The sequence below is a fragment of the Klebsiella sp. JN_Kp127 genome (assembly GCF_040062505.1).
In the GTDB taxonomy this organism is placed as follows: Bacteria; Pseudomonadota; Gammaproteobacteria; order Enterobacterales; family Enterobacteriaceae; genus Klebsiella; species Klebsiella quasipneumoniae.
Window position 1 is genome coordinate 167,896 of the sequence record NZ_JBEAHS010000051.1, and the last position, 22,630, is coordinate 190,525.

The 22,630-nt window shown below is 59.6% G+C and carries 25 protein-coding genes; 11 read left to right on the plus strand and 14 right to left on the minus strand.

What is annotated here, in order from left to right:
- Nucleotides 1-11 precede the first annotated feature (11 nt).
- On the minus strand, nucleotides 12-1,040 hold the full coding sequence (locus ABLV04_RS19960) for an isopenicillin N synthase family oxygenase (RefSeq protein ID WP_117128834.1): 1,029 nt from the start codon (nucleotides 1,038-1,040) through the stop codon (nucleotides 12-14).
- Between the two features lie 281 nt (nucleotides 1,041-1,321).
- On the opposite strand from ABLV04_RS19960, the gene ABLV04_RS19965 reads away from it, so the two are divergent.
- From ABLV04_RS19965 to ABLV04_RS19975, 3 genes are all read left to right on the plus strand, one after another.
- Nucleotides 1,322-1,585: a VF530 family protein gene (locus tag ABLV04_RS19965; RefSeq protein ID WP_180265945.1), complete on the plus strand. Its 264-nt coding sequence runs from the start codon at nucleotides 1,322-1,324 to the stop codon at nucleotides 1,583-1,585.
- Nucleotides 1,586-1,606: 21 nt separating this feature from the next.
- Entirely contained in the window at nucleotides 1,607-1,918 is a 312-nt protein-coding gene (locus ABLV04_RS19970) for a cupin domain-containing protein (protein WP_023289656.1), read from the plus strand.
- A gap of 178 nt (nucleotides 1,919-2,096) precedes the next feature.
- Nucleotides 2,097-2,852 (plus strand): VOC family protein, encoded by a 756-nt coding sequence (locus tag ABLV04_RS19975; protein ID WP_180265944.1) that lies wholly within the window; start codon nucleotides 2,097-2,099, stop codon nucleotides 2,850-2,852.
- Between the two features lie 9 nt (nucleotides 2,853-2,861).
- Here ABLV04_RS19975 and ABLV04_RS19980 read toward each other — a convergent pair whose 3' ends face one another.
- Entirely contained in the window at nucleotides 2,862-3,806 is a 945-nt protein-coding gene (locus ABLV04_RS19980; RefSeq protein WP_117128835.1) for an AraC family transcriptional regulator, read from the minus strand.
- Nucleotides 3,807-3,911: 105 nt separating this feature from the next.
- Between ABLV04_RS19980 and ABLV04_RS19985 the strand changes: the two genes are divergently transcribed.
- Nucleotides 3,912-5,150, plus strand: a complete 1,239-nt coding sequence (locus ABLV04_RS19985; RefSeq protein ID WP_180263396.1) for an MFS transporter — start codon at nucleotides 3,912-3,914, stop codon at nucleotides 5,148-5,150.
- On the opposite strand, the gene hpxE is transcribed toward ABLV04_RS19985, so the two are convergent.
- Together hpxE and hpxD are read right to left on the minus strand one after the other, a co-directional pair.
- Nucleotides 5,127-6,101, minus strand: coding sequence for a molybdenum cofactor-independent xanthine hydroxylase subunit HpxE (gene hpxE, locus ABLV04_RS19990; protein ID WP_180263397.1), 975 nt, complete (start codon nucleotides 6,099-6,101; stop codon nucleotides 5,127-5,129). The two genes, ABLV04_RS19985 and hpxE, sit on opposite strands and share 24 nt — an antisense overlap.
- Before the next feature lie 11 nt (nucleotides 6,102-6,112).
- Nucleotides 6,113-7,150: a molybdenum cofactor-independent xanthine hydroxylase subunit HpxD gene (gene hpxD / locus ABLV04_RS19995; protein ID WP_180265943.1), complete on the minus strand. Its 1,038-nt coding sequence runs from the start codon at nucleotides 7,148-7,150 to the stop codon at nucleotides 6,113-6,115.
- Between the two features lie 125 nt (nucleotides 7,151-7,275).
- Between hpxD and hpxR the strand changes: the two genes are divergently transcribed.
- The gene (gene hpxR, locus ABLV04_RS20000) at nucleotides 7,276-8,199 is read left to right on the plus strand and encodes a LysR family hpxDE operon transcriptional regulator HpxR (RefSeq protein WP_180265942.1); all 924 of its coding nucleotides are present in this window, start codon (nucleotides 7,276-7,278) and stop codon (nucleotides 8,197-8,199) included.
- Here the strand turns inward: hpxR and hpxO are convergent.
- On the minus strand, nucleotides 8,180-9,334 hold the full coding sequence (gene hpxO, locus ABLV04_RS20005) for an FAD-dependent urate hydroxylase HpxO (RefSeq protein ID WP_023289663.1): 1,155 nt from the start codon (nucleotides 9,332-9,334) through the stop codon (nucleotides 8,180-8,182). The genes hpxR and hpxO overlap by 20 nt on opposite strands.
- A 345-nt stretch (nucleotides 9,335-9,679) precedes the next feature.
- Here hpxO and ABLV04_RS20010 point away from each other — a divergent pair, with 345 nt between their 5' ends.
- The 5 genes from ABLV04_RS20010 (at nucleotide 9,680) to ABLV04_RS20030 (ending at nucleotide 13,713) form a co-directional block, all read left to right on the plus strand.
- Entirely contained in the window at nucleotides 9,680-11,059 is a 1,380-nt protein-coding gene (locus ABLV04_RS20010; RefSeq protein WP_348816114.1) for a nucleobase:cation symporter-2 family protein, read from the plus strand.
- Nucleotides 11,037-11,537, plus strand: coding sequence for a 2-oxo-4-hydroxy-4-carboxy-5-ureidoimidazoline decarboxylase (gene uraD / locus ABLV04_RS20015; RefSeq protein WP_032452825.1), 501 nt, complete (start codon nucleotides 11,037-11,039; stop codon nucleotides 11,535-11,537). Before ABLV04_RS20010 ends, uraD begins: the two co-directional genes overlap by 23 nt.
- Complete coding sequence (gene uraH / locus ABLV04_RS20020; RefSeq protein ID WP_180265941.1) at nucleotides 11,534-11,860, plus strand: hydroxyisourate hydrolase; 327 nt, start codon at nucleotides 11,534-11,536, stop codon at nucleotides 11,858-11,860. Before uraD ends, uraH begins: the two co-directional genes overlap by 4 nt.
- A gap of 264 nt (nucleotides 11,861-12,124) precedes the next feature.
- Nucleotides 12,125-12,391, plus strand: coding sequence for a type II toxin-antitoxin system antitoxin HipB (gene hipB / locus ABLV04_RS20025; RefSeq protein WP_023289667.1), 267 nt, complete (start codon nucleotides 12,125-12,127; stop codon nucleotides 12,389-12,391).
- Nucleotides 12,391-13,713 carry a type II toxin-antitoxin system HipA family toxin gene (locus ABLV04_RS20030; protein WP_044523012.1) on the plus strand — a complete coding sequence of 441 codons (1,323 nt, stop codon included), beginning with the start codon at nucleotides 12,391-12,393 and terminating at the stop codon, nucleotides 13,711-13,713. Before hipB ends, ABLV04_RS20030 begins: the two co-directional genes overlap by 1 nt.
- A gap of 16 nt (nucleotides 13,714-13,729) precedes the next feature.
- Here ABLV04_RS20030 and ABLV04_RS20035 read toward each other — a convergent pair whose 3' ends face one another.
- The 4 genes from ABLV04_RS20035 to ABLV04_RS20050 all read right to left on the minus strand — a co-directional run bounded on the left by ABLV04_RS20035 (nucleotide 13,730) and on the right by ABLV04_RS20050 (nucleotide 16,778).
- The gene (locus tag ABLV04_RS20035) at nucleotides 13,730-15,022 is read right to left on the minus strand and encodes a glycoside hydrolase family 10 protein (protein WP_023289669.1); all 1,293 of its coding nucleotides are present in this window, start codon (nucleotides 15,020-15,022) and stop codon (nucleotides 13,730-13,732) included.
- A gap of 234 nt (nucleotides 15,023-15,256) precedes the next feature.
- A complete protein-coding gene (map, locus tag ABLV04_RS20040; RefSeq protein ID WP_180265940.1) occupies nucleotides 15,257-16,039 on the minus strand; it encodes a type I methionyl aminopeptidase in 783 nt (260 codons plus the stop codon).
- Nucleotides 16,020-16,238, minus strand: a complete 219-nt coding sequence (locus ABLV04_RS20045; RefSeq protein WP_180265939.1) for a ParD-like family protein — start codon at nucleotides 16,236-16,238, stop codon at nucleotides 16,020-16,022. Before ABLV04_RS20045 ends, map begins: the two co-directional genes overlap by 20 nt.
- A 291-nt stretch (nucleotides 16,239-16,529) precedes the next feature.
- Complete coding sequence (locus ABLV04_RS20050; protein WP_004205912.1) at nucleotides 16,530-16,778, minus strand: hypothetical protein; 249 nt, start codon at nucleotides 16,776-16,778, stop codon at nucleotides 16,530-16,532.
- A 286-nt stretch (nucleotides 16,779-17,064) separates the two neighbouring features.
- Between ABLV04_RS20050 and ABLV04_RS20055 the strand changes: the two genes are divergently transcribed.
- Nucleotides 17,065-18,720: an EAL domain-containing protein gene (locus ABLV04_RS20055; protein WP_101861587.1), complete on the plus strand. Its 1,656-nt coding sequence runs from the start codon at nucleotides 17,065-17,067 to the stop codon at nucleotides 18,718-18,720.
- 33 nt (nucleotides 18,721-18,753) lie between these two features.
- Here ABLV04_RS20055 and ABLV04_RS20060 read toward each other — a convergent pair whose 3' ends face one another.
- The 5 genes from ABLV04_RS20060 to ABLV04_RS20080 form a co-directional block, all read right to left on the minus strand.
- Nucleotides 18,754-19,689 carry an alpha/beta hydrolase-fold protein gene (locus tag ABLV04_RS20060; protein ID WP_032428839.1) on the minus strand — a complete coding sequence of 312 codons (936 nt, stop codon included), beginning with the start codon at nucleotides 19,687-19,689 and terminating at the stop codon, nucleotides 18,754-18,756.
- Between the two features lie 188 nt (nucleotides 19,690-19,877).
- Entirely contained in the window at nucleotides 19,878-20,018 is a 141-nt protein-coding gene (locus ABLV04_RS20065; RefSeq protein WP_023289673.1) for a hypothetical protein, read from the minus strand.
- A gap of 12 nt (nucleotides 20,019-20,030) precedes the next feature.
- Nucleotides 20,031-20,282, minus strand: a complete 252-nt coding sequence (locus ABLV04_RS20070) for a hypothetical protein (protein WP_023289674.1) — start codon at nucleotides 20,280-20,282, stop codon at nucleotides 20,031-20,033.
- A 428-nt stretch (nucleotides 20,283-20,710) separates the two neighbouring features.
- On the minus strand, nucleotides 20,711-21,154 hold the full coding sequence (locus ABLV04_RS20075; protein WP_032452832.1) for a PTS sugar transporter subunit IIA: 444 nt from the start codon (nucleotides 21,152-21,154) through the stop codon (nucleotides 20,711-20,713).
- Nucleotides 21,144-22,589 carry a sugar porter family MFS transporter gene (locus ABLV04_RS20080; protein WP_032452833.1) on the minus strand — a complete coding sequence of 482 codons (1,446 nt, stop codon included), beginning with the start codon at nucleotides 22,587-22,589 and terminating at the stop codon, nucleotides 21,144-21,146. The genes ABLV04_RS20075 and ABLV04_RS20080 overlap by 11 nt, the downstream gene beginning before the upstream one ends.
- Between the last annotated feature and the right edge of the window lie 41 nt (nucleotides 22,590-22,630).

A 22,630-nucleotide genomic window follows, 5' to 3' on the forward strand; every position in this document is an offset into this window, starting at 1 on the left:
TTTAGTTATGGTTAAACGATCAATTGCTCGGCGCGTTCGCGAAACACGTCCTGATAGTAGCGTTCCGCCACGTCCGGATGGGAACGCAGACGGCCCTTGAGATAATTCCAGCCGACATCGCGCAGCAGCGGATTGTGCGGGTCGCTGTCCGGACCGCGCGCCTCACGCGCCAGCTCGGGCGGCAGGGTATAAACCGGCACCACCGCGTCAAGCTGGGCGCCAAGGAAAAAAGCGATGGAGAGGCGCTGCTGCTGCGCCGGCGGCGACACCACCCGGTGAACGGTAGCGCGCAGATAGCCGTTGGTGGCCAGCTCCAGCAGTTCGCCAATATTGACCACAAAGCTGCCGGCCAGCGGCACAGCGTCGATCCACTGCCCGGGCGCCACCTCAACCTGCAGCCCTTTCTGTTCGTCCTGCAGCAGGAAGCTGAGAAAACCGGAATCTTTATGGGCGCCGACGCCCTGGCTGCTTTGCGTCTCCTGCTGGCCGGGATAGCGGATCAGTTTGATATGCTCGTTGGGTTTGTCGCCATAGAGTCGGTCAAAGGCATTCTCCGGGAGCTGCAGCGCTTCGGCAAAGGCGCGCAGCAAGCGGATCCCCACCTGGGTCATCTGCTGTTGCCAGTGAAGTAATACCGGTTTAAGCGACGGCAGGGCGGCAGGCCACAGATTCGGACCCTGCAGGCGCTGCCAGCGCGGGGCGTCATCGCTGAGGGTCAGCGCCGGACGTTCGGCGCCGATATCAAACTGCTCTCGCCAGTCAGGCTGGCCGCGCGTCAGCTCAGAGGCCGCGCGGTTATAGCCGCGAAAATGGGGGGAGTGGATCATCGCCACCTGCTGTTTTTGCGCCTCATCGAGGGCAAAAAAGCGTTGGGCCTGGCGCTGAACTTCATATTGAAGCGCGTCGTCGACACCGTGGTTGATCAGATAAAAGAAGCCGATGTCGCGGGCGGCGTGGCGCAGGTCGGCCAGGAAGGCCGCTTTATCCGCGGGGTCCGCGTAGCGGGCCAGATCGAGAATCGGCAGGGTTGTCGCGTTCATGGTGTTCTCCGAAAACGGGATAATATGTTATGGGTCGATTCAGGTTCAGGGTTCGGGCACAACAGCAGCGCATGGTGATTTCCTCTGTTCGGGGCTGAGCACAGCTTGCCTCAGGGCCAGATAATCAACCAATAACGTTATTTTCTAATTTATGTTCGCGCGGGGTTCAGTGCTTTTGCGTTAAATAGATAAAGGCGTAAGGGCGAACTGAAGCCGTTGCGCCCGTCATCGAGAGTCAGTAAGGTGGGCGCACTTTTTTAATGCGGAACGGATGTATCCTCATGCACAGTTCAAAAGATCCCCTGCACGGCGTGACGCTGGAAGCGCTGCTCAATGCCCTGGTCGCGCGCTACGGCTGGGCGGAAATGGCCCGCCAGGTCAACATTAACTGCTTTAAAAGCGATCCCAGCATCAAGTCCAGCCTGAAATTTCTCCGCCGGACGCCGTGGGCGCGTAAAGAGGTGGAGGCGATGTATCTGGCTTCGCTCTACGACGATGCGCCGGCAGAGAAAGCGGATCCATGGGCAAACTGGCAGAAAAAATAACCCTTACCACAGGACATCATTATGCAGAGCTGGAGCAGTAAAGATTTCACCGCCGACCGCGCGTGGGGCGCGCTGGATATCGCCAATTTTTCCGGCACCACCGTGCGCCTGCACTGGACCGACCAACCCTATATCTGGCACATCAACGACGGTCAGGAGGTGTTTGCCGTCATGGATGGTCAGGTGGCGATGCATGTGAAAGTCAACGGCGAGGAGCAGGTGATCGTGCTGAACGCCGGCGATATCTTCTACGCCGAGGTGGGATGCGAGCATGTCGCTCATCCCCAGGGGGCGGCGCGTATTCTGGTGATTGAGAAAGAAGGGTCGGTCTGATCCCGCCGGCGGGCCATTCGTTAGTCCGCCGTTTCATCGCCTGTCAGACTCCATATACCGCGTTGATATAAATCACGTATCCAGCTTTCGATATACTTAATTCTTGTTTGCCATTCCCTTCACCCCGGCACTATCTTTTGCCGCAGACGCCTGAACAGGCACAACCGCGGGAGAGATCATGGCAACCTTGCAGTGGGACCACGCAGTACAGTTTGTGAATCAGCCGGAAGCGGCGATTGAAACCTTTGCCGGACAGCAGCTGCGGGCGGTGGCCGGCGGGCGCCATCCGGGGTGGGGAACCCGCAATGCGCTGAGCTATTTTGGTCTGACCTATATCGAATTCCTCGCCATTTCCGACCCGGACGAACTGCGCGCCGCGACGGACAGGTTTCTGCTCTCGCGGGATGCCGCGCGGTTGCTGCCGGAGAACGAAGCGCTGTTTCGCGTCGCGCTGCGCAGCGACGACATCGACGCCACCCATGACCACTTGCGGCGCAAGGGGCTGGCGGTGTCACCGATCGTCGATGGCCAGCGCCACGATCCGCAGGGCAATGTCATCCGCTGGCGGATCTTCACCATCGATGGCGACACCGACGGGCTGGTCTATCCTTTTGTGCTGCAGTGGGGAGAAGACGACGAGTCCCGGCTGGCGCGGCTGCGCGCCCAGGGGCTGGACGTGCCTCATCCGCTGGGCGACATTGTACTCGAGCAGGCGGTGTTCGAGGTGGACAATCCGCAGGCGGTGCGCGATCGCTGGCAGGCGCTGCTGGGCTTCCCGCCACAGGGGGAGCAGGGGCTGGACGTGGGCGGCCAGTGGTTTACTTTCCGCGAAGGAGCCGCCAACCAGCTGACCGAACTGGTGTTTCGCGTCGCCAACCCGGCGCTTAAGGGGCAACGCTTTCGCGTTGGCAACGGCGTGTATCGCTTTATATAAAGGCTGACTCTAGCGTGCCGTGGCGCGCAGGGCCCCCGGCGGCTGGCCGGTGATGCGTTTGAAAGCCCGGCTGAAGGCCGCCAGCGACTGATACCCGAGGCGGAAGGCCACCTTCTCCAGCGCCTGGCCTTCGTGGGTGATGTACTGCACCGCCAGCCGCATACGCAGCTCGGCCAGATAGCGGGCGGGGGTGGTGCCGGTGGCGGCAAGAAAACGCTCGGCGAAGAGAGAGCGCGACAGCCCCGCCTCCCGCGCCAGATCTTCCACTTTCCAGTTCACGCCCGGACGCTGATGCATGGCATAGATCGCTTTCGCCAGCCGGGGATCGCGCAGGACCTGCACCCAGCCGGTGGCGTTACCGCACCCGCATGCCACCCAGCCGCGGACAATCAGCGCGGCCACCACGTCCGCCAGCCGGGCGAGGATCCCGGCATAGCCCGCCTGGCGGGTGAGCGATTCCCGCTCCATTGCGGCCAGCAGCGGCTGGATCTCCGGCCAGGTGTGGAGCAGGCAACTCACCCGCATCACCTCGGGCATGGCCTTCACCAGCGGCTGCATGCCGCCGAGCTCAAAGTCCATGCAACCGCTGAAAATCACGGCGCGCTCCGGGCAGTCAGGCTGGCCGCCAGCGTTGATGCAACTTACCGTGCTGCACACCGTTTCGCTGTTCAGTTGCGCCACATTCACCACCGCGGCCTGCGGATCGGAGAGCAGGGCGTGTCCGTCGCCGTTAGGAATAAACAGCGCGTCGCCGCTCTCCAGGGTGAACTGTTCTCCGCTGGCCATGCGCAGCAGCACCGGTCCGCGGCTGATGAAATGGAACTGGGCTTTGCCCGCCACGGCGCTAAAGCCGACGCCAAACGGGCGGGAAGTTTCGATGCGCCGGTAATTCACGCCGGAGAGGCGCATACCGCGCAGCAGTTCGCTGGTCAGGTCGATTGTAGGCTGGCTCATGGTAACTCCGGACGAATAATCAATAACTGAAGAGTATGCATCATATATCGTCCAGAGGTAAGCCCCTAAGATGGCCAGGATGTTAATAAACCTGGAGAGATGTATATGACTTCCTGCATAGCTGCTGACGCAAGCCTGACACCCGTCAGGCCTGCCTGGCGAGCCGTCTATGCCCTGGCCCTCGGGGTGTTCGGCCTGATCGTGGCCGAGTTTCTGCCCGCCAGCCTGTTAACGCCGATGGCCAGCAGCCTCGGCGTCAGCGAAGGGATGGCCGGGCAGGCGGTGACCGCCACGGCGCTGGTGGCGTTAGTCACCGGCCTGCTGATCGCCACCGCCACCCGCAATATCGACCGCCGCTGGGTGCTGATGTTTTTTTCCGTGCTGCAGATTGTCTCCAGCCTGATGGTCGCTTTTGCCGGTTCGCTGGCGTTTCTCCTGCTCGGTCGTCTGCTGCTGGGGATCGCCATCGGCGGTTTCTGGGCGATGTCCACCGCCACGGCGATGCGTCTGGTGCCGGCGGCCCATGTGCCGAAGGCGCTGGCGATCATCTTTTCCGCGGTGTCTGTCGCCACAGTGGTGGCCGCGCCGCTCGGCAGCTACCTCGGGGAGCTGATCGGCTGGCGCAACGTGTTTATTCTCTGCGCGATACCCAGCCTGCTGGCGCTGCTCTGGCAGCTGTGGGTGCTGCCCTCCATGCGCCCGGAAAGCGTTGGCACCTTCTCCACGCTGTTCAGGGTGCTGCGCCGTCCCGGTATGCTGGGCGGCATGCTGGCGTCGATCCTCATTTTCAGCGGCCATTTCGCCTTCTTCACCTACCTGCGGCCGTTCCTTGAGACCGTCGCGCAGGCCAGCGTTGAAGGCGTTTCACTGATTTTGCTCGGTTTCGGTATCGCTAACTTTATCGGCACCTCGGTAGCGAGCTATCTGCTGAGCCGCAACCTGCGTCTGACCCTGGCGCTGGTGCCGCTGATGATGAGCGTCCTGGCGCTGCTGATGGTGACGTTTGGCCATCTGAGCGTGCTCGACGGGCTGCTGGTCGCCCTCTGGGGGTTTGCCTTCGGTCTGGTGCCGGTGGCCTGGTCCACCTGGCTGGCCACCACCGTGCCGGATGAGGCGGAAAGCGCGGGCGGTCTGCTGGTGGCCTCTATTCAGCTGGCCATCAGCGCCGGCGCCGCCGGCGGCGGGGCGGTGTTCGATCTGCACGGCGCCAGCGGCGTCTTCACCGGCAGCGGTGTGCTGCTGTTGACCGCGATGGTCGTGGTCTTCACCGCCGTGCGGGTGAAACCGGTCGCCCGCGCCGAACAGCCGGAGACCGGTCGCTTATCTCGCGAGATCGATAACTAAATTGGCCGACAGGCTGCGGGAGCAGCACAGCGCAATATGCTGCTCCGCTGCCTGTTTTTCCGCCTCCGACTGCACGGTATCCCGGTGGTCGACCGTTCCCTCCCGCACCGGCGTCAGGCAGGCGCCGCAGATCCCCATCTCGCAGGAGAGCGGCACGTCGACGCCATGCTCCTGCAGCACCCGGGCGATGGTTTTGTCCCCCGGTACCGGCCAGCGCTCCCCGGTGGAGGCGAGGGTGATGGTGAAGGTTCCGTCCGCCGCCGAGGCCGCCGTCGGGGCGGGCGGCTGGAACGCTTCGCTGTGCAGTTGCGCCTCCGCCCAGCCGGCAGCCAGCGCGGTGTCGCGCACCTGGCTCATAAACCCTGCCGGTCCGCAGAAATAGACCCGGGTGTCGGCGTCCGGCGCGCCCAGATCCTGCGCCAGCCGCAGGCGCGGACTCTGTCCGTCGGCAGAGCAGTGGATCAGGCAGGTTCCGCCGGTGAGCTGGCTGGCGATCTCGGTGGCGAAGGCGGCCTCCTGCGCGCGGCTGACGTAGTAGTGCAGCGTAAAGCTGGCGCCGGACGCCGCCCGGGCATAGGCCATCGCCAGCAGCGGCGTAATGCCGATCCCGGCGGCGAGGAGCACCACGTGGCCGCCACCGCGCAGGGGAAAGTGGTTGCGCGGGGCAGAGATCAGCAAGGGCTGCCCCGGACGCAGGGTGTCATGAATATAACGGGAGCCGCCTCGCGACTGCGCCTCGCGGGCGACGCAGAGCAGATAGTGATCCCGCCCGGCCGGGCTGCCGGTCAGCGAATACTGACGGATCAGCCCGCAGGGGAGATGGAGGTCGATATGGGCGCCGGGCGTCCACGCCGGCAGCGGTTGCCCATCGGCGCTCACCAGACGAACGGCCAGATTTTTCGCGCCCTGGCGCCACAGGCCATCGACCACCACCGGGAGTATGTCGCGCATAAGACCTCCACTCATACCAGAAAGAAATCGCCAAAGCCCATCTTCTTCAGCCCGCGCCGGTAGGCGATAGAGCTGCGGTCTGCCGGAATATGCGCCTCCAGGGTCAGATCCAGCGGCAGCCGCTCCGGGCGCTGGGTCTCAACCATCAGGCGATCCTCCTCAAACACCCGCAGGTTGAACGCATGAACGTCTTCTACCGGCACATGCAGGTCAAAATTGCGGGCGATAGGGGCGAACATCCGCGTCACGCGCGACGACGCCGGCGAGGCGGCGTTCATGATCACCAGCTTCGCATCGGCAGGGAAATGGATGGTCAGCGTGGCGGTGAAGGGCAGATGCATTTCAAAGTGACGCAGCCACTGGAACCCTTCCGGCGCGCGGAAATCGGAGCTGGCCGGATAATTGCCCACCGAGCTCCAGTAGTCGGCAACAAAACCGAACGGTGTCTCCTGCGGGGTGTAGTCCGGCACCTGCTGATTGTCCGGGTCGGCAAAGGTATCAGTGTGGATCCACGCAAAGTGGGCGACATCGAGAAAGCCTTCGACCTGGCGGCCGGCAAAGCCCTTCACCTCGAAGGCCGGGCAGTTGATTTGCTGAAAGCCGGCGTCGTCCCAGTGCGGCATGGTCGGTAACGGCGGCGGATTGTCCGGATCGCAGGCCAGGCAGGTCCAGATCAGCCCGTAGCGCTCCTCCACGGCGAAGCTGGTGAGATGCAGTTTGGCTGGAATGGGTTGCCCCGGACTGGAGGGGATGCGGTTGCAGCGGCCATCCTCGCCAAAGCGCAGGCCATGATAGGGGCAGACGATGCCTTCTTCTTCATGAAACCCCAGGGTCAGCGGGACGCCGCGGTGCGGGCAGACGTCGCGGGCGACCACCACCTGACCTTTAATGCGATAGATAACCAGCTGTTCGTCCAGCAGGGTGGCCTTCACCGGGGCGCCGCCAATATCGCAGGCGCGGGCCACCGGGTGCCAGCAGCGGGCCAGCCGCAGCCAGTCCTCTGGATCAAAGGTGCAATGGGCGGGGGGCGTGGGGATGGTTGTCTTCATGATTTCTCTTCCTGCTCACATCGGTGATTGTTTTATTGTTGTGAGATTATTGTTGTCATATTAGGGTGTTCACATCCATCACCATTAATTCACTCTGCTGTTGCAAAAAAGAGTACAGGGTCGCCATGAGTCCATTTTCCCGTTTCGCCCACTATTTCATCGCCGTGGCCCGCTGCGGCAGTCTGCGCCGGGCCGCCGAGCAGCTGCATATCTCCGCCTCGGCGATTAACCGCCAGATCCTGCAGGCCGAGGAGGCCTTCGGGACACCGCTGTTCGAGCGGCTGCCGGAGGGACTGCGGATGACCACCGCGGGCGAACTGCTGTATGACAATCTGCTGCGCTGGCAGAAGGAGTTTCGCCAGACCCGGCAGAAATTTGATGAGCTGCAGGGGATGAAGCGCGGGAGCGTTAGCGTCGGTATGGTGCAGGCGCTGGCGGATGGTGGCTTCGCCGCCGCGCTGGCGGAGATTATCGCCAGCTGGCCGTGGCTGGAGCTGGATCTGCAGGTGGCCGACAGCCACACCGTCAGCCAGAAAGTGCGTCAGGCGGATCTGGACGTCGGTCTGATCCTCGATCCGCAGGGGCAGGCCGGACTCAGCGTGCTGGCCTTTGCCGAACTGGAGGTGGGGATTGTGATGCGCCCGGACCACCCCCTGGCGGGGGCGAGGGCTCTGTCTTTGGGCGAGCTCAGCCTCGAGCGGCACATCGTGCCCGGCGCGCCGCTGATCGTTCATGAGCGGGTGGCGCTTCTCTATCGCCACCATGACTTTGCGCCGGAGAATACCATCAGCTGCAATGATATCCGGCTTATTAAGTCGCTGGTGCTGCGCGGCAGCGGCGTGACGCTCCTCAGCCTGCTCGACGTGCTGGACGAGGTTCAGCGCGGCCAGCTGGCCTTTATCCCGCTGCGCAGTACACTGCTGCGGCCGCTGACCCTGGCGCTGTGCACCGCGCCTTCTCGTCAGCTATCGCGTCCTGCGCAGATGGCCATTCAGACGCTGAGCGCGGTGATTGAATCCATGGCGACCGTCAGCCCAGCGGCCCGCTGAGGATGGTATCGCACATGCCGTTGATAATCCGCTCGCCGGTCTCCTCCCGCAGCTCCTGGTACCAGGCTTCGGTGAGCTGCATATCCTTTCCGTGGGTGATATCGCAGCGCTTGCGCGCCTTCAGTACCAGATCGCGGACCCGGTCGCAGCGCTGGGCTTCATACTCGCGCAGGGCGGTCGCAATATCGCGGGTCTGGCGGAAAACGGCGCCCAGCACCACCGCATCTTCCATCGCCGCGCATCCCCCCTGGCCAATATCCGGGGTGGTGCTGTGTCCGGCGTCGCCCAGCAGCGCGACGCGACCGCGCACCAGGCGGCTGAATGGTTCGATATCGTGGATTTCAATACGGTTGGTGGTCTGCGGGTCGAGGGCGGCGATCAGCTTCTGCACCGGCGGCGCCCAGCCGGCAAAGTAGCGGCTGAGGTCAGCGCGCAGGGTGTCACGATCCTCCGCCAGACCCGCCGGCAGCGGCACATCAAAGAAAAAGTAGAACCGGCCGGCGGAGACCGGCATCAGCGAGACGCGCTTGCCTTCGCCGACAAAGGTGGTCCACTGATCGCCGGGCGCCAGCGCTTCATCTATTTCCACCAGACCGTTCCAGTTGACGTAGCCGGCGTAGCGGCGCTGCGGGGTAAAGCCGAGCACCCACGGACGCAGCGCGGAATGGCTGCCGTCGGCGGCAATCAGCAGATCGCCGCTAGCGCTGCTGCCGTCGGTAAACCACACCGTCACGCCGTCGGCGTTTTCTTCACAGCGGGTGACGCGTTTGCCGAACTGCACGCTTTCCCGTCCCCAGTAATCCAGCATTTCCCGCTGCAGCTCTGCGCGGGAGACCGGGCAGGGGCGGCTGCCGGTACGTTCGATCAGCGGCGCGAGGCTGAACTGGGTCATGTTCTCGCCGCTGCGGAAATCGCGATACGCCATGCGGCGCAGCGGTCCGCCGAAGGTTTCCATGATATCGCCCATACCGAGGTGGGCCATGCACTTCACGCCGTTGGGCCACACGGAAATTGCCGCGCCGACCGGTTTGATCTCTTTCACCGCTTCATAGACTTCGCAGTCGATCCCCGACTGTTTGAGCGCCACTGCCGCACTTAAGCCGCCGATGCCGGCGCCAATCACGATTGCTTTCATTTTTTTCTCCTTCTCCCAATGTTGTGACTGACTACAGCAATTTGCGTACCAGTTCGCCGGAGGGAGGAAAACCGCCGGCCTGAGGCACAGCGATAGGTCATGACGCACCACATCGGTGCAATGTGACGCATTGGTTGCCTTTTTATGAATCAAAAGTTTCTGTATGTTGCATTAAGAATCTATCGTTTCAGTACTCTGGTTCCGCAGCGGTGGGGAGCGAGGCATGACTGGAGTGATTTAACTAAATGATTTTAAAGTATTAATAAATTTATTCGTTCGCGTTGGTCGTCTCTGGCCTGCTTTGTGCAGAAGCTCTTGCACTTCTCTTTGCTACGGGATAACACCATGTCTGACGAACATCACAGCGGCCTGCTTTACGGCCTTGAACAGCGGATCCCACCGCTTGCGGCCTTTTTTAGCGCCCTCCAGCATGTGCTGGCGGGTCTGGTGGGGATCATCACGCCGCCGTTGATTATCGGCGCCACCCTCGGACTTGGCGACTGGCTGCCGTATCTCATCAGTATGTCGCTGCTGGCCTCGGGTATCGGTACCTTTTTGCAGTCCAACCGGGTCTGGGGCATTGGCGCCGGGATGATCTGCATGCAGGGCACCAGCTTCGCCTTTCTTGGCGTGGCGGTAGCCGGAGGGATGTGGGTGAAAGCGCAGGGCGGCGGGCCACAGGATATTATGGCGATGCTGTTTGGCGTTAACTTTGTCGCCGCCCTGGTGCCGGTGATTGTCAGCCGCTTTATTGAACCGCTGAAGAAAATCTTTACCCCCATCATTACCGGCAGCGTGATTGCGCTGATCGGCATCAGCCTGATCAAGGTCAGCGTCATTAACTGGTGCGGTGGCGAAAAGGCGCAGGATTTCGCCAGCATGAGCAATATCGCGCTCGGGGCGGGTACCCTGGGCGTTATCGTCCTGCTGAGCTGCGCCAAAAACCGCTGGCTGCGGCTCTCCTCGGTGGTGGTGGGCATTGCCGTGGGCTGTGTGGCGGCAGGGCTGAGCGGTCAGTTCCACCTTCACAGCCTGGGCGACACCCTGTTTCGCCTGCCGACGCTGTTTCCGTTCGGCTTTCAGTTTAACAGCGCGATTTTTCTGCCGGTGGCGCTGGTGTCGCTGGTCTGTATTCTGGAGGCGGTGGGCGATCTGACGGCCAACTCGCTAATTTCGCAACAGTCTGTTGACGATCGCGCTTTCCGCAACCGGTTGAAGGGCGGTATCCTGGCGGACGGCGTCAGCTGCATGGTGGCCGCGATGCTCAGCGCCTTTCCGAACACGACTTTCGCGCAGAACAACGGCGTGATCCAGATGACCGGGGTGGCCAGCCGCTATGTCGGGCGCTACATTGGCGTGATTCTGATCCTGCTTGGGCTGTTCCCGCCGTTGGGCGAACTGCTGCGGCAGATCCCGGCGCCGGTGCTGGGGGGCGCCACGATGGTGATGTTTGGCTGTGTGGTAGCGGCCGGGATCCGGATCATTACCCAGAACCCGCTCACCCGACGCGATGTGCTGATCGTTGGTCTGGCGTTTGGCGCGGGCCTTGGCGTGGAGTCGGTGCCAGCGTTTCTCAGCCATTTTCCGCCGATGGTCGGCGATCTGTTCGGTTCGGCGGCCACCAGCGGTGGGCTGGTGGCGATAGCGCTGAACCTTGTTCTGCCGCAGGAGCAGGCGGCGACGAAAACGATAAGGAGTCAGGATGATCGCGCTGAGACAGTTTAACCGTCTGAGTCATGATGAGGCAGTGGCGCTGCTGGCCCCCTGCGTGGCGATCCCGGCCTGGAGCGATACGCTGGTGAGCTTGCGACCCTTCGCCTGCCGTGAAGCGCTGCTGCAGGTCGCCCGGGAAGCGATGGCCGACTGGGGGGAGAACGATCTGAACGCGGCGCTCAGCGCCCATCCGCGGATCGGCGAAAAACCGACCGGCAGCCAGGCGCATGCGACGATGTCGCGCCAGGAGCAGTCGGCGGTGGACAGCGATAATGAAAAGCTGGCGCAGGCCCTGCGGGAGGGGAATGCCCGCTACGAGGCCCGTTTTGGCCGGGTGTTTTTAATCCGCGCCAAAGGGCGCAGCGGCGAAGAGATGCTGCAGGCGCTGACGCGCCGGCTGCAGCATACCGCCGACGAAGAAGTGGCTGAGGCGCTTGCCCAGCTGCGGGAAATTACGATGTTAAGACTGGAAGGAGCGATTGGCGAATGAGTACCCTGAGCACCCATATTCTGGATATTTCCACCGGCACGCCGGCGGAAGGCGTGACGGTCAGCCTGAGCCGGGAGGGCGAGACGCTGGCGAACCTGGTGACTAACGCCCAGGGGCGTATCGTCACCTTCAGCGCCGCGCCGCTGCCGGCGGGGCGCTACTGCTTAACCGCGGAAACGGGGGCGTGGTTTGCCCGCGTCGGGCGCGAGAGCGTTTTTACCCGGGCGCAGATTGATTTTGTCATTGGCGAGGCGACAGATGACCATTTCCATCTGCCGTTTCTGATAGCCCCGGGCGGGTGGTCGACCTACCGCGGCAGCTAAATCCGGCTGCCCATTGCCGGGCGGCGCTGCGCTTGCCCGGCCTGGATCGTTACGGAGCGGGGAGAGACAGCCCGTAGGCCCGGTAAGGCGCAGCCGCCACCGGGCATGTAAAGGTGTCTCCGGCCACCATTCTTTCTGTTTTATCCCCACACAAGGATAATTATACTCCTATCCCCATCAGGGGATAACCTTGACATTATCCCCTGTAGGGTATAAAAGAAGATTTATCCCGATAGGGGGATAAACAATGGTGAGGAACAAGCGATGCATTCCCCGCAGATATACAGTCCCGTTCAGCTGGCCAATTACCTGAAACTGCTGCGCCAGCAAAATCACTGGACTCAGGAGGCGCTGGCCAGCCGGATCGGCATTAAACAGGCGACGCTGTCCAATTTTGAAAATCACCCGGACAAAACCACCTTGACCACCCTGTTCAAGATCCTCCAGTCGCTGGGGGTGGTGATGACCCTGAACGCCAAACCGGCCGAGACGGCGACGGCCCCCGATAACACCACGGATCTGGACTGGTAATGGCGACGCTCACCACCTGGATGAACAATGTGCGCGTGGGAACCTTAACCCGCCAGGCCAACGGGGCGCACAGTTTCCGCTATGATGACGAGTGGCTGCGCAGCCCGCGCGCCAGGCCGCTCTCCCTCTCGCTGCCGCTGCAGTATGGCAATATCACCGCCGACGCGGTGTATCACTATTTTGATAACCTGCTGCCCGACAGCCCCCAGGTCCGCGACCGGATCGTCAGGCGCTATCAGGCGCGCTCGAAACAGCCGTTCGATCTGCTGGCCGAGGTCGGCCGGGATAGCGTAGGGGCGGTGACTCTGCTGCCGCCGGGAGAAGAGGCGCATCTTGCAGCGTTGCGCTGGCAGACGCTGGATGAGGCGCAACTGACCGCGTTGCTGACCGCCTACCAGTCGGATATTCCGCTCGGGATGGTGACCGGCCAGGACGATTTTCGTATCTCGGTAGCCGGCGCTCAGGAGAAAACCGCGCTGCTGCGAATGGGCGAGCACTGGTGTATTCCGCAGGGCACCACCCCGACCACCCATATCATTAAACTGCCCATTGGCGAGATAAAACAGCCCAATGCGACGCTGGATCTGCGTGAAAGCGTGGATAACGAATATCTGTGCCTGGCGCTGGCCAGGGCGTTGGGCCTGGCGGTGCCGGAGGCGGAGATTATCACCACCCCGCGGATCCGTGCGCTGGCGGTGACCCGCTTCGACCGGCGCTGGGCGCAGGAGGGGCGCGTGCTGCTGCGGCTGCCGCAGGAGGATCTGTGTCAGGCATTCGGCATCCCGTCGTCGATGAAATACGAGTCTGACGGCGGGCCGGGTATCGCCGCGATCATGACCTTTCTGCTGGGCTCCAGTGAAGCCCTGAAAGATCGCTATGACTTTATGAAGTTCATGGTGTTCCAGTGGCTGACCGGGGCAACGGACGGGCATGCGAAGAATTTCTCGCTCTTTTTGCTGCCCGGCGGCAGCTACCGGCTCACGCCGTTCTACGACATTATTTCGGCATTTCCGGTGCTGGGTGGGACGGGACTGCATCTGCGCGACCTGAAGCTGTCGATGGGGCTCAACGCCACCCGAGGGCGGAAAACGGAGATTAACGCCATCTATCCGCGTCATTTTCTGGCGACCGCCAAAGCGGTTAACTTTCCCCGGGATCAGATGCTGGCGATCCTTGACGAGTTTGCCGACCGCGTGCCGCAGGCCATCGAAAGCGCCCGCCGAACGCTGCCGGCGGACTTTTCCGCCCACGTCTGGCGGGCGATCACGGAGAACATGCTGAAACTGCACGCCCGCCTGCAGCAAGGGCTGCAGGCGCGATAGCGAAGCCGAGTGGCGGTTAGCTCTGCGGCTGCCCCCAGCGGCTGCGCAGGTAGTTAACCGCCTGCCGGGTCTGCGGCTGATTGAGGTTGTTTTCGCGGAACAGGATGGTGCCCTGGATCTGCGGCAGGGACTCATTGAGATCGAGCTGCTTTTTCAGCTCCGGCACGCCGCCATCCACCGTCCAGTCAGGCTCATTTTTGGACGGTTCACCCACCTTGTACAGCGCCACGCCAATATACAGCCGGGTATGCGTGGGCTTAACCACCTCGGCCCACCAGTTGGCCAGCACATCATAGCGCGCCGCATCGCGGGCAAATGGCCAGTAGATCTGCGGGGCGATGTAGTCGAGCAGTCCCTGCTGCACCCAGCTGCGGGTATCGGCATAGGATTCATCATAGGCGGCCGCGCCACGGGTATCAGACCCCGCTGGATCGTGGGAGCGGTTGCGCCACACCCCGGCCGGGCTTACGCCAAACTCGACGTTCGGATTGAGTTTTTTAATGGTCGCGGAGACCTGGGCAATAAGCTGTTGAGTGTTATGCCGCCGCCAGTCGCCCTTCGAGGCATAGCCCTGCCCGTAACGGCGGAAGGTCTCGTTGTCGTTAAGCGGGGAAGCGGCGGTTTCGGTGTAGAAATAGTCATCGAACTGCACGCCGTCAATCGGGTAGTTCTGCACCACTTCAGCGACGATGCTGGTGATCCAGTCACGCGCTTCGGGAATACCCGGGTCGAGAACAAAGCGGTCGCTGGCGGTGCGGATCCAGTTACGGTGCAGGACAAACACGCTGGCCGGTACCTGAGTGAGGGTGTTATTCAGCTCGGCAATGGTGGACGGTTTGGTGTTGACCGAGACGCGGTAAGGGTTAAACCACGCGTGAACCTTCATGCCGCGCTTGTGCGCTTCATCCAGCATAAACTGCAGCGGATCGTAGCCGGGATATTCGCCGATTTTGCCGGTCAGCATATCGGACCACGGCAGAATATCCGACCGCCAGAGCGCCGTACCGTCCGGTTTCACCTGGAAAAAGACGGTGTTGACCCCCAGGCGCTGCAGATTATCGAGTTTGGCGATCAGCGCCAGCTTCTGCTGCGTGATGCGGCTTTCCGGCGTACTGGCGATAATCGACCCGACCGGCGGCCAGTCAAGGCGCGAGACGGTGGTCAGCCAGACGCCGCGTACCGGCTCCCGGTGCGTCTGACCGGCTTTAACGGCCGCGCTCTTCGGCGGCGTGACGAGGGATTTCGGGGCCTTACTGGTGCAGCTGAACAGCATGCCGGCGGCGATGAGCGCCGCGCCTGCCAGCGCCACTTTGCTGGCTAAGGGGAATCGACGAGAATGGCTGATGATGAACTCCCGTGTAATCAGATCGTCGCGTGTAGGCGCTATTCTCTTACGATTCGCCGGTCAGAGCAATTCCTTGTTCGGACTGCGGCCATCAAGAGAGAGGCGTCAGTCGGGCTGCCCCGCCAGAAGGTACCTCAGCATTCCCGGCCCCGGGCAGGATTATCCGTTATGGGCGCCTCGGCAAAGCGAACAGGTAACTCAGCGGATCCGCGACTGCTCGTCGTCGCGCAGCGTCAATACCTCAAAACCGTTGGCGGTCACCGCCACGGTGTGCTCCCACTGCGCGGAGAGTTTTTTATCGCGGGTGACCACCGTCCAGCCATCCTTTTTGGTCTTGATACGACTGTTGCCCTGGTTCACCATCGGTTCAATAGTGAATACCATGCCTTCCCGCAGCACGGCGCCTTCCCCGGGCCTGCCGTAGTGCAGCACCTGCGGCTCTTCATGCATTTCCTGACCGACGCCGTGACCGCAGTATTCTCTGACCACGCTGTAGCCATGGTCCTCGACCCAGCGCTGAATGGCATGGCCGATGTCGCCCAGCGTCGCGCCAGGTTTTACCACCTCAATGCCTTTCCACATCGCTTCATAGGTGGTCTTTACCAGCCGGCGGGCCAGCGGGGAAACGTCGCCTATCAGGTACATCTTACTGGAGTCAGCGATCATGCCCGCTTTCTCGAGGGTAATATCGACGTTAACGATCATCCCGGAGCGCAGATGCTCGGTCGCCTTGGGGATCCCATGGCAGACCACGTCGTTAATCGAGGTGTTCAACACATAGGGAAAGTCGTATTGCCCCTTGCTGGCCGGGCGGGCGTGCAGCTGGTTGACGATAAAATCTTCCACTCGATCGTTGATTTCCATCGTCGTCACGCCGGGAACGATAAAGGTATCCAGCATGGCAAACACCGATGCCAGCAGCTGGCCGGCATGACGCTGGCGCGCGAGCTCATCGGCGGTTTTAATGATTATTGATGGCATTGATCACCTCCAGCAGACGGTCAGAGCCGGATTTCAGCATCAGCAGTTTGATCTGCTGGTGGTTAAGCTCGGGGTAGAGTTCGCTCATCATGCCCAGACGGATCCAGTATTCCGCCTGCGCATTGGCGGAGCGGGACATGGCTTTGCTGGCATCACGAATGTCATCGTGCAGCAGATCGGAGATTTTGACGATTCCCATAGCAACAACCCATATATGATTCGTATATGTATCGTATACCATCCAGCGCGGGATGTCCCTGGCATTTTGTGGCCTGGGCGGCGAACACCATGCAAAAAAGCCCGACCGGCGGGCTTATTTTTCAGCATGTGTTCGGGTTAAAAATTCGCGCTGTTTACCATGGCGAAAATTACCCATTAGGTTATCAGTATGCGGAATGAAAATAACATGATGGCGACGCATCAATATATTTTATGCAGGTGTTAATTTTGCGTATGAATATTCTCCCGTCAGGCCGGGAATCCGGGAGATTTACAGCGCGTCAGTGAGTTTATCCACCACCACTTTACCTGCATTATCGAACTGCGTAATGCGGAAGCTGTCGCTCCAGGAGCGGCGGGTGGTGAAGCGGTCAAACAGGGATACCCGACCTTTACGCTGGCCATCTTTACTTAAAATAACCCATTCGGTCACCGAAGAATAATGCTGACTATTGTCATGACGACTCTGTTGTTCAACCAGGCGATCTTCTTTTTCCACTTTTAAATAATCACGCAACATATTTAACCTCCATAGAAAGTATTATTAACATTACTCCTTTTATTTATTCTTTCAATCAAACTTTTTAATCAATAAAAGTAACTATTAGTGGGCGACCTAAGTGCGAAAATCGCCGAGTTTGTCACTCCCGAAGATGGCCAGGTCCACTACGCTTAACAGGCGTATGCACCGCGCGGTCGGCCCGGAAAGGCGACCATAAAACACCTTAACCTTGTATTCATTATGGGCGTGATTCTGTTATATCTAATGCGTTTTGCCACGACCGAGCCACAGAGAGCGCTGTACCATGAGTAACGATCACCTGACGGACATTGCCTATCGCCACTTTATTGAAAGTGTTAAAGATTATGCCATCTATATGTTGAGCGCCGATGGGACGGTCATCAGCTGGAACGAGGGCGCCCGCCGGGCAAAAGGGTACCTGAGCGACGAGATCGTCGGTCGCTACTTCGGTCTCTTCTATAGCGAAGCCGAACAGCTCTCCAGGGTGCCGGCAAAAAATCTGCAAATTGCCCTGCGTAGCGGCCAGTTCGAAGGCGAAGGCTGGCGGTATCGTAAAGATGGCTCCCGGTTCTGGGCGCATGTCATGATCAATGCCATCCGCGATGAACAACATAACCTGCTGGGCTTTGCCAAAATTACCCGCGACATCAGCGAACAGAAGGCGATCAATGACCGCATCGCGTGGATGGCGCGCTACGATGCGCTGACCGGTTTACCCAATCGGGTGGAGTTCTTTGAGCGGGTGGAAAAGCTGATCACCGGTAATGACGCCCGCCGCTTTGCCGTTTTCACCATCGATTTAGATAAGTTTAAAGAGATTAACGATCTGCAGGGCCATCTTATTGGCGATCAGCTGCTGCAGCGCGTGGCAGGCGCCGTGCTGAAAACGCTGCAGAAGGAGGAGATGGTCGCCCGCTTCGGCGGCGATGAGTTTGTGGCCGTCAAACCTTTTGCCGATGAAAGCGAGGTGGACGCCTTTGCCACCCGTCTCTGGCACTGCTTCAGCGGTAAGCAGACGTTTGCCGCGACGGAAGTGATCCTCTCCGCCAGCATAGGTATCTCCGTCTACCCGGAGGACGGGACGGATATTAATACGGTACTGAGCAATTCCGATCTGGCCATGTATCGGGCAAAGAGCAGTCTCGACCACAAGATTTGCTGGTACGAACGTGAGATGGACGACAAGACGCGGCAGCGGAATATGATGGCCGCCGACATCCGCCGCGGTATTCAGGCGGGGGAGTTTTCGCTTCACTATCAGGCGATCCGCAACATTAAAGATCGTCGCATCACCGGTTATGAAGCGCTGTTGCGCTGGCAGCATCCGCAGCTGGGGGCTATCCCGCCGGAGGTGTTTATTCCCATCGCCGAAGAGAGTGGCGCTATTGTGCCATTAGGCTACTGGGTACTGGAGCAGGTGTGCAGCGAATCACTGGATAATCGGCTGAATAAAAAAATCTCAGTCAATATCTCACCGGTACAGTTGCGTCACCGCAGCTTTATCGAAAAAGTCCGCGAGATCCTGATGCGAACCGCTTATCCGGTTAGCCTGCTGGAATTTGAAGTGACGGAGACGGCGTTTATCATCAATAAACAGCTGGCGTTCAGCGTGCTGCATCATCTGCAAAAGATGGGCATCAGTATTGCGCTGGATGATTTCGGCACCGGTTACTCCTCCCTGAGCATGCTGCGCGATTTTCATTTCGACGTCATCAAGCTCGACCGTAGCTTTATGCAGGATGTGGAGAGCAATCCTCAGGTTCGCTCGTTCGTGCGGGCGATTATCTCGCTGGGCAACTCAATCAATACCCCGCTTATCGCCGAAGGGGTAGAAACCGAGGGGCAACGGCAAATCCTCGAAGAAGAGGGATGCGACGAAATGCAGGGCTTTCTGTTCGGCGAGCCGGTCGATGTTAAACATCTGCTACGGCAGAATTAACGCACCCGCCGTTGGCTGGTGGGCGCGGGATCGTTACTGATGCGCTAACGTAGGCTGCCCGGAAAGGTGCAGCAGTGCCGCGCGCAGGGAGACCTCGAACATCTGACCGTGCGTCAGGCCAGGGTAGCGCCAGAATTGCACCGTCAGACCGTTGCTGGCCAGCTGCTGCTGGGTCTGACGCAGTACGCCCAGGGACGCTTCATGCCCGGAGGGCTCGCCAGCGGCTTTTCCGTCGCCTTCCAGCAGATACAGGGACGTCCCGGTAAACGCGGTGGCATCAAGGGTCTGGGTGTCCTTCAGGGGAGACGTCTGCGCCTGGCCAAGCGACGGGCTGGCAGAATAGTAGATCCTGAAAAGGGAGTGGTTTCGCCACGCGTCGAGTACAAACAGTCCGCCGTAAGAGTGGCCCCAGATAGCGCGCTGGCGGGGATCGATTTTCAGGTTAGCTTCTGTTTGCGGAACCATCGTTTCGCTCAGCAGCTGACGAAACAGATCATTACCCCCGGTTTTTCGCGGCGGCAGCGCGGTTTTCCCGGCGCGAGGTTCATGCGTCTTCAGCGGCGGAGTGTAATCCCAGGCCCGGGCGGCGGTATCGAAGGGCAGCGCCGTCTGGTAACCAATAGCGACGATGACCGGTGGGGAACCGGCGGAGAGCTGTTGCAGAAACGCGTCGTTGAGTTTATCCATCACCGCATTGCCGTCCAGCATATACAGCACCGGGTAACCGGCGGCCGGCGGCGCTTTATCCGGCACCGCGGTCCACACCCGGTAATGGCGTTCACCATCGGCAGAGTCGTACTGGCGCTGGGTAAAATGATAGAAAGCTGACCCTTTATCCGCAATATTCGGTCCCAGCGGCTGCAGATCCGGCCGGGCGAAACTGCCGCTGCTGTAGAAGAGCGCGCCTATCGCCAGCGTCAGCAATCCGTGCGTCTGCCGCGCTGTGATGATCCCTGAATCCTGCTTCACCTCGTCTGTCCCCCTGTTCTCTGTCATCTGGCGTTTTGCCTGGGCTGACACGTTAGCATAGCTTCATTGATAATGGTTCTCATTTCTTTTTATGCGCGCAGTAGCAGGTGGCATGCCGCTGAGGCTGGTGGCGGATTCAGTCCATCAGGAGGAGAGATAGCCGCCTGTTGGCGGCTATGGGAGAAAGGTCAGGAACGATCGTGAAGGGTGCTCAGCAGTTTTTTGACCAGCGGGGTAAGCGCAATAAACAGCAGTGCAATTATCACGACCAGCAAGAGCGCGAGCCCTTTATGGTGAGTGATAAGTACCCACAGCATCGCCAGCGTCATGGGCATGCTCCTTTAATAACGGTATTCACCACCGCTCAGGTGAATGAAATTCAACAGAATGGTCATGACCACCCAGGCCAGCAGCAGAAAGCGTCGTCTGTCGCGCCGCGCTTCCAGGGCGGCGAAATAATTAGCGCTATACCAGGTCGATATAATAATAGCCAGCGTGATGATGACCTGCCAGACCGCTTGACGATAGCCTGTCACGACGCTTATCCCGCGAAAGCAAAGGACGATCGCGATACCGTTAAGCGCGTTACACATCAGCCATCCCCACAGGCTTGCGGGCCGGCTAAATAAATATCCAAATCGTAAAACCAATGTCGTATACACCTTGCCAAAATAATCGCGCTGTAAAATGCATTTTAACCATGAAAGAGGTATTGATTTAAATCAAAACTAATGGGATAGCGCAGGAATTACTGGCGCGCGGCACTCGCGGCCTGATTGCCAAAACAGAGGTTAAAACACTATTTCAATGCTTAAAATTATGTTTTTATTGATGATTTTAGTGTGTCAGATAAGGGGGTCGCATAATAAATAGATTTGATAGCAATTTAATATGCGTTAATTTCCCCGGTTATTATTGTGATTGACGTGATAACGGGGAAAATTAGATTTTTCGCAATGTCTGTTTGCTGCCAGACCAATAAATGGAGGGGCCGGGGGCAGCGCCCCGGCCGGTGGCGCACTTAATGGGGCAGCGCGTTATGCTGGAGGATCTTCAGGAAGTCATTTTTGTCAGAGATTAATGACAGCGCATTCGCGATCAGCTCATCGCTGAATATCGAGGCAATTTCTTTGAGCACGTCAATATGCTCTTTCTCTTTCGCAATCACGCCAATGGCAATAAACATCACGTTGCCGCGATCCCAGATAACGCCATCAGGAAACTGAAAGATCTCAATCCCGGTTTTAAGGATGATATCCGTCGCTGATTTCGGCAGATGCGGCAGGGTGATGCCATTGCCCAAAAAAGTGGAAACCTGATGTTCACGCTCCAGCAGAAAGTGAACGCACTCCTGATTGACATAGCCTTTGGCTTTACACTCCGCGCCAATCATGGCGATGACTTCCGCTTTATTACTGGCCTTGCAGCCGATGTGCAGATTATCCAGCGTGATGTTATCGATCATAGCCAACCTCCCTGGTGAGACGAGTGGATTTTTTATCCTCATGATTCGCTGACAGCTCTGCTTCTAACTGCTCCAGCGATTTATTGGAGGTCTCCGGCAGGGCGAACACCACGAACAGAATCGCCAAATAGTTGATGGCCGCGAAGATGAAGAAGACCGGCCCCAGGCCCAGTTTCGCCTGCAGCAGCGGGAACAGGTAGCTGACTACCGCGTTCATGATCCACATGAAAAATACCGAGATCCCCATCGACAGTCCGCGGAATTTCAGCGGGAACAGCTCGGCTAATACCACCCAGGTGATAAAGCCCATCGAGCCCTGCATCACGCCGACGAACAGTGCGCCCAGAAGCCAGATAGCGGTGGCTTTCAGATCGCCCACCAGGGTGTAGTCAACCGCGGCGATAATCAGATGCAGCGTGGCCATAATGGCGAAGCCGTAGATGATGATCGTCTTACGTTTGAAGCGGTCGACAAGGAACAGCACGCCAATCAGCATACCGCCGACGGAGAAGACACCGTTCAGCACGTTACAGATCAGCGAGGTACGCTCTGAGAAGCCGGCGGCACTCAGGATTTCCGTACCGTAATACATAATGACGTTCACCCCGGTGGTTTGCTGCAGTGCGGCCCAGGTAATGCCCACCAGCAAAATTTTGAGGATCCATGGCGTTGTGAGGATAGTGGTGAAGGTGTTCTGAGTGCTGTACTTATTGCCGGCTTCAATTTTGATCAGGGTGGAGATGTCGTCATACTCTTTCTGTGCGCGTTCCGCCGGGCGGATCTGTTTGAGAATATGCAGCGCTTCTTCGTGGCGGTTTTTGCTGATCAGCCAGCGCGGACTTTCCGGCGCGCGCCACATACCAACAAACAGGCAGATAGCGGGGATCGCCTGCACCAACAGCATATAGCGCCAGACGTCCGGCAGATGGCCCCAGATGATGCCAATGATCGCGTTAATGGCAAACGCCGCCAGCTGGCCGATAACGATGGCGACTTCATTCAGGCCGGTCAGCTTGCCGCGCATCTCGGTGGGCGCCACTTCAGAAATAAAGGTCGGAGCGGTAACCGAGGCGCCGCCGACGGCGTAGCCCAGCAGGGCGCGGGCAATCAGCAGGGTGGTGATATCGGGAGCCGCGGCGGAAAGCAGGGCGCCGATGAGAAAGATAAAGGAGAGGAAGAGTAAGTATTTGCGCCGGCCGAAGTAGTCGGCAAACTTGCCGCCAAACACGCTGCCCAGCGCGGCGCCGACCAGCAGGACGCTCATCACCAGCCCTTCGGTGGTCGGGGTCAGCGCCATGTACTGCTTCAGTGAGGAAAAGGCGCCGTTGATAACGCCAGTGTCGTAACCGAAAAGCAGGCCGCCGAAGGTGGCCACTAAGGTGATCTGATGAAGTCGTTTTCTCTGTTGCTGGTTCAGGTTTGTTATAAATGACATGGTAGTCCCTTTATTTTGTTGAACGACACAAGATAAAAATA

Coding starts and splice junctions, on each gene's coding strand:
- ABLV04_RS20050 (WP_004205912.1), bottom strand. CDS start 16,778: ATGTTGCGTGATTATTTAAAAGTGGAAAAAGAAGATCGCCTGGTTGAA.
- hpxD (WP_180265943.1), bottom strand. CDS start 7,150: ATGAAGACAACCATCCCCACGCCCCCCGCCCATTGCACCTTTGATCCA.
- hipB (WP_023289667.1), top strand. CDS start 12,125: ATGCATTCCCCGCAGATATACAGTCCCGTTCAGCTGGCCAATTACCTG.
- ABLV04_RS19970 (WP_023289656.1), top strand. CDS start 1,607: ATGCAGAGCTGGAGCAGTAAAGATTTCACCGCCGACCGCGCGTGGGGC.
- ABLV04_RS19980 (WP_117128835.1), bottom strand. CDS start 3,806: ATGAGCCAGCCTACAATCGACCTGACCAGCGAACTGCTGCGCGGTATG.
- ABLV04_RS20045 (WP_180265939.1), bottom strand. CDS start 16,238: ATGGGAATCGTCAAAATCTCCGATCTGCTGCACGATGACATTCGTGAT.
- hpxR (WP_180265942.1), top strand. CDS start 7,276: ATGAGTCCATTTTCCCGTTTCGCCCACTATTTCATCGCCGTGGCCCGC.
- map (WP_180265940.1), bottom strand. CDS start 16,039: ATGCCATCAATAATCATTAAAACCGCCGATGAGCTCGCGCGCCAGCGT.
- hpxE (WP_180263397.1), bottom strand. CDS start 6,101: ATGCGCGACATACTCCCGGTGGTGGTCGATGGCCTGTGGCGCCAGGGC.
- ABLV04_RS20070 (WP_023289674.1), bottom strand. CDS start 20,282: ATGTGTAACGCGCTTAACGGTATCGCGATCGTCCTTTGCTTTCGCGGG.
- ABLV04_RS20055 (WP_101861587.1), top strand. CDS start 17,065: ATGAGTAACGATCACCTGACGGACATTGCCTATCGCCACTTTATTGAA.
- uraH (WP_180265941.1), top strand. CDS start 11,534: ATGAGTACCCTGAGCACCCATATTCTGGATATTTCCACCGGCACGCCG.
- hpxO (WP_023289663.1), bottom strand. CDS start 9,334: ATGAAAGCAATCGTGATTGGCGCCGGCATCGGCGGCTTAAGTGCGGCA.
- uraD (WP_032452825.1), top strand. CDS start 11,037: ATGATCGCGCTGAGACAGTTTAACCGTCTGAGTCATGATGAGGCAGTG.
- ABLV04_RS19975 (WP_180265944.1), top strand. CDS start 2,097: ATGGCAACCTTGCAGTGGGACCACGCAGTACAGTTTGTGAATCAGCCG.
- ABLV04_RS20080 (WP_032452833.1), bottom strand. CDS start 22,589: ATGTCATTTATAACAAACCTGAACCAGCAACAGAGAAAACGACTTCAT.
- ABLV04_RS20010 (WP_348816114.1), top strand. CDS start 9,680: ATGTCTGACGAACATCACAGCGGCCTGCTTTACGGCCTTGAACAGCGG.
- ABLV04_RS19965 (WP_180265945.1), top strand. CDS start 1,322: ATGCACAGTTCAAAAGATCCCCTGCACGGCGTGACGCTGGAAGCGCTG.
- ABLV04_RS19960 (WP_117128834.1), bottom strand. CDS start 1,040: ATGAACGCGACAACCCTGCCGATTCTCGATCTGGCCCGCTACGCGGAC.
- ABLV04_RS20030 (WP_044523012.1), top strand. CDS start 12,391: ATGGCGACGCTCACCACCTGGATGAACAATGTGCGCGTGGGAACCTTA.
- ABLV04_RS20075 (WP_032452832.1), bottom strand. CDS start 21,154: ATGATCGATAACATCACGCTGGATAATCTGCACATCGGCTGCAAGGCC.
- ABLV04_RS20065 (WP_023289673.1), bottom strand. CDS start 20,018: ATGACGCTGGCGATGCTGTGGGTACTTATCACTCACCATAAAGGGCTC.
- ABLV04_RS19985 (WP_180263396.1), top strand. CDS start 3,912: ATGACTTCCTGCATAGCTGCTGACGCAAGCCTGACACCCGTCAGGCCT.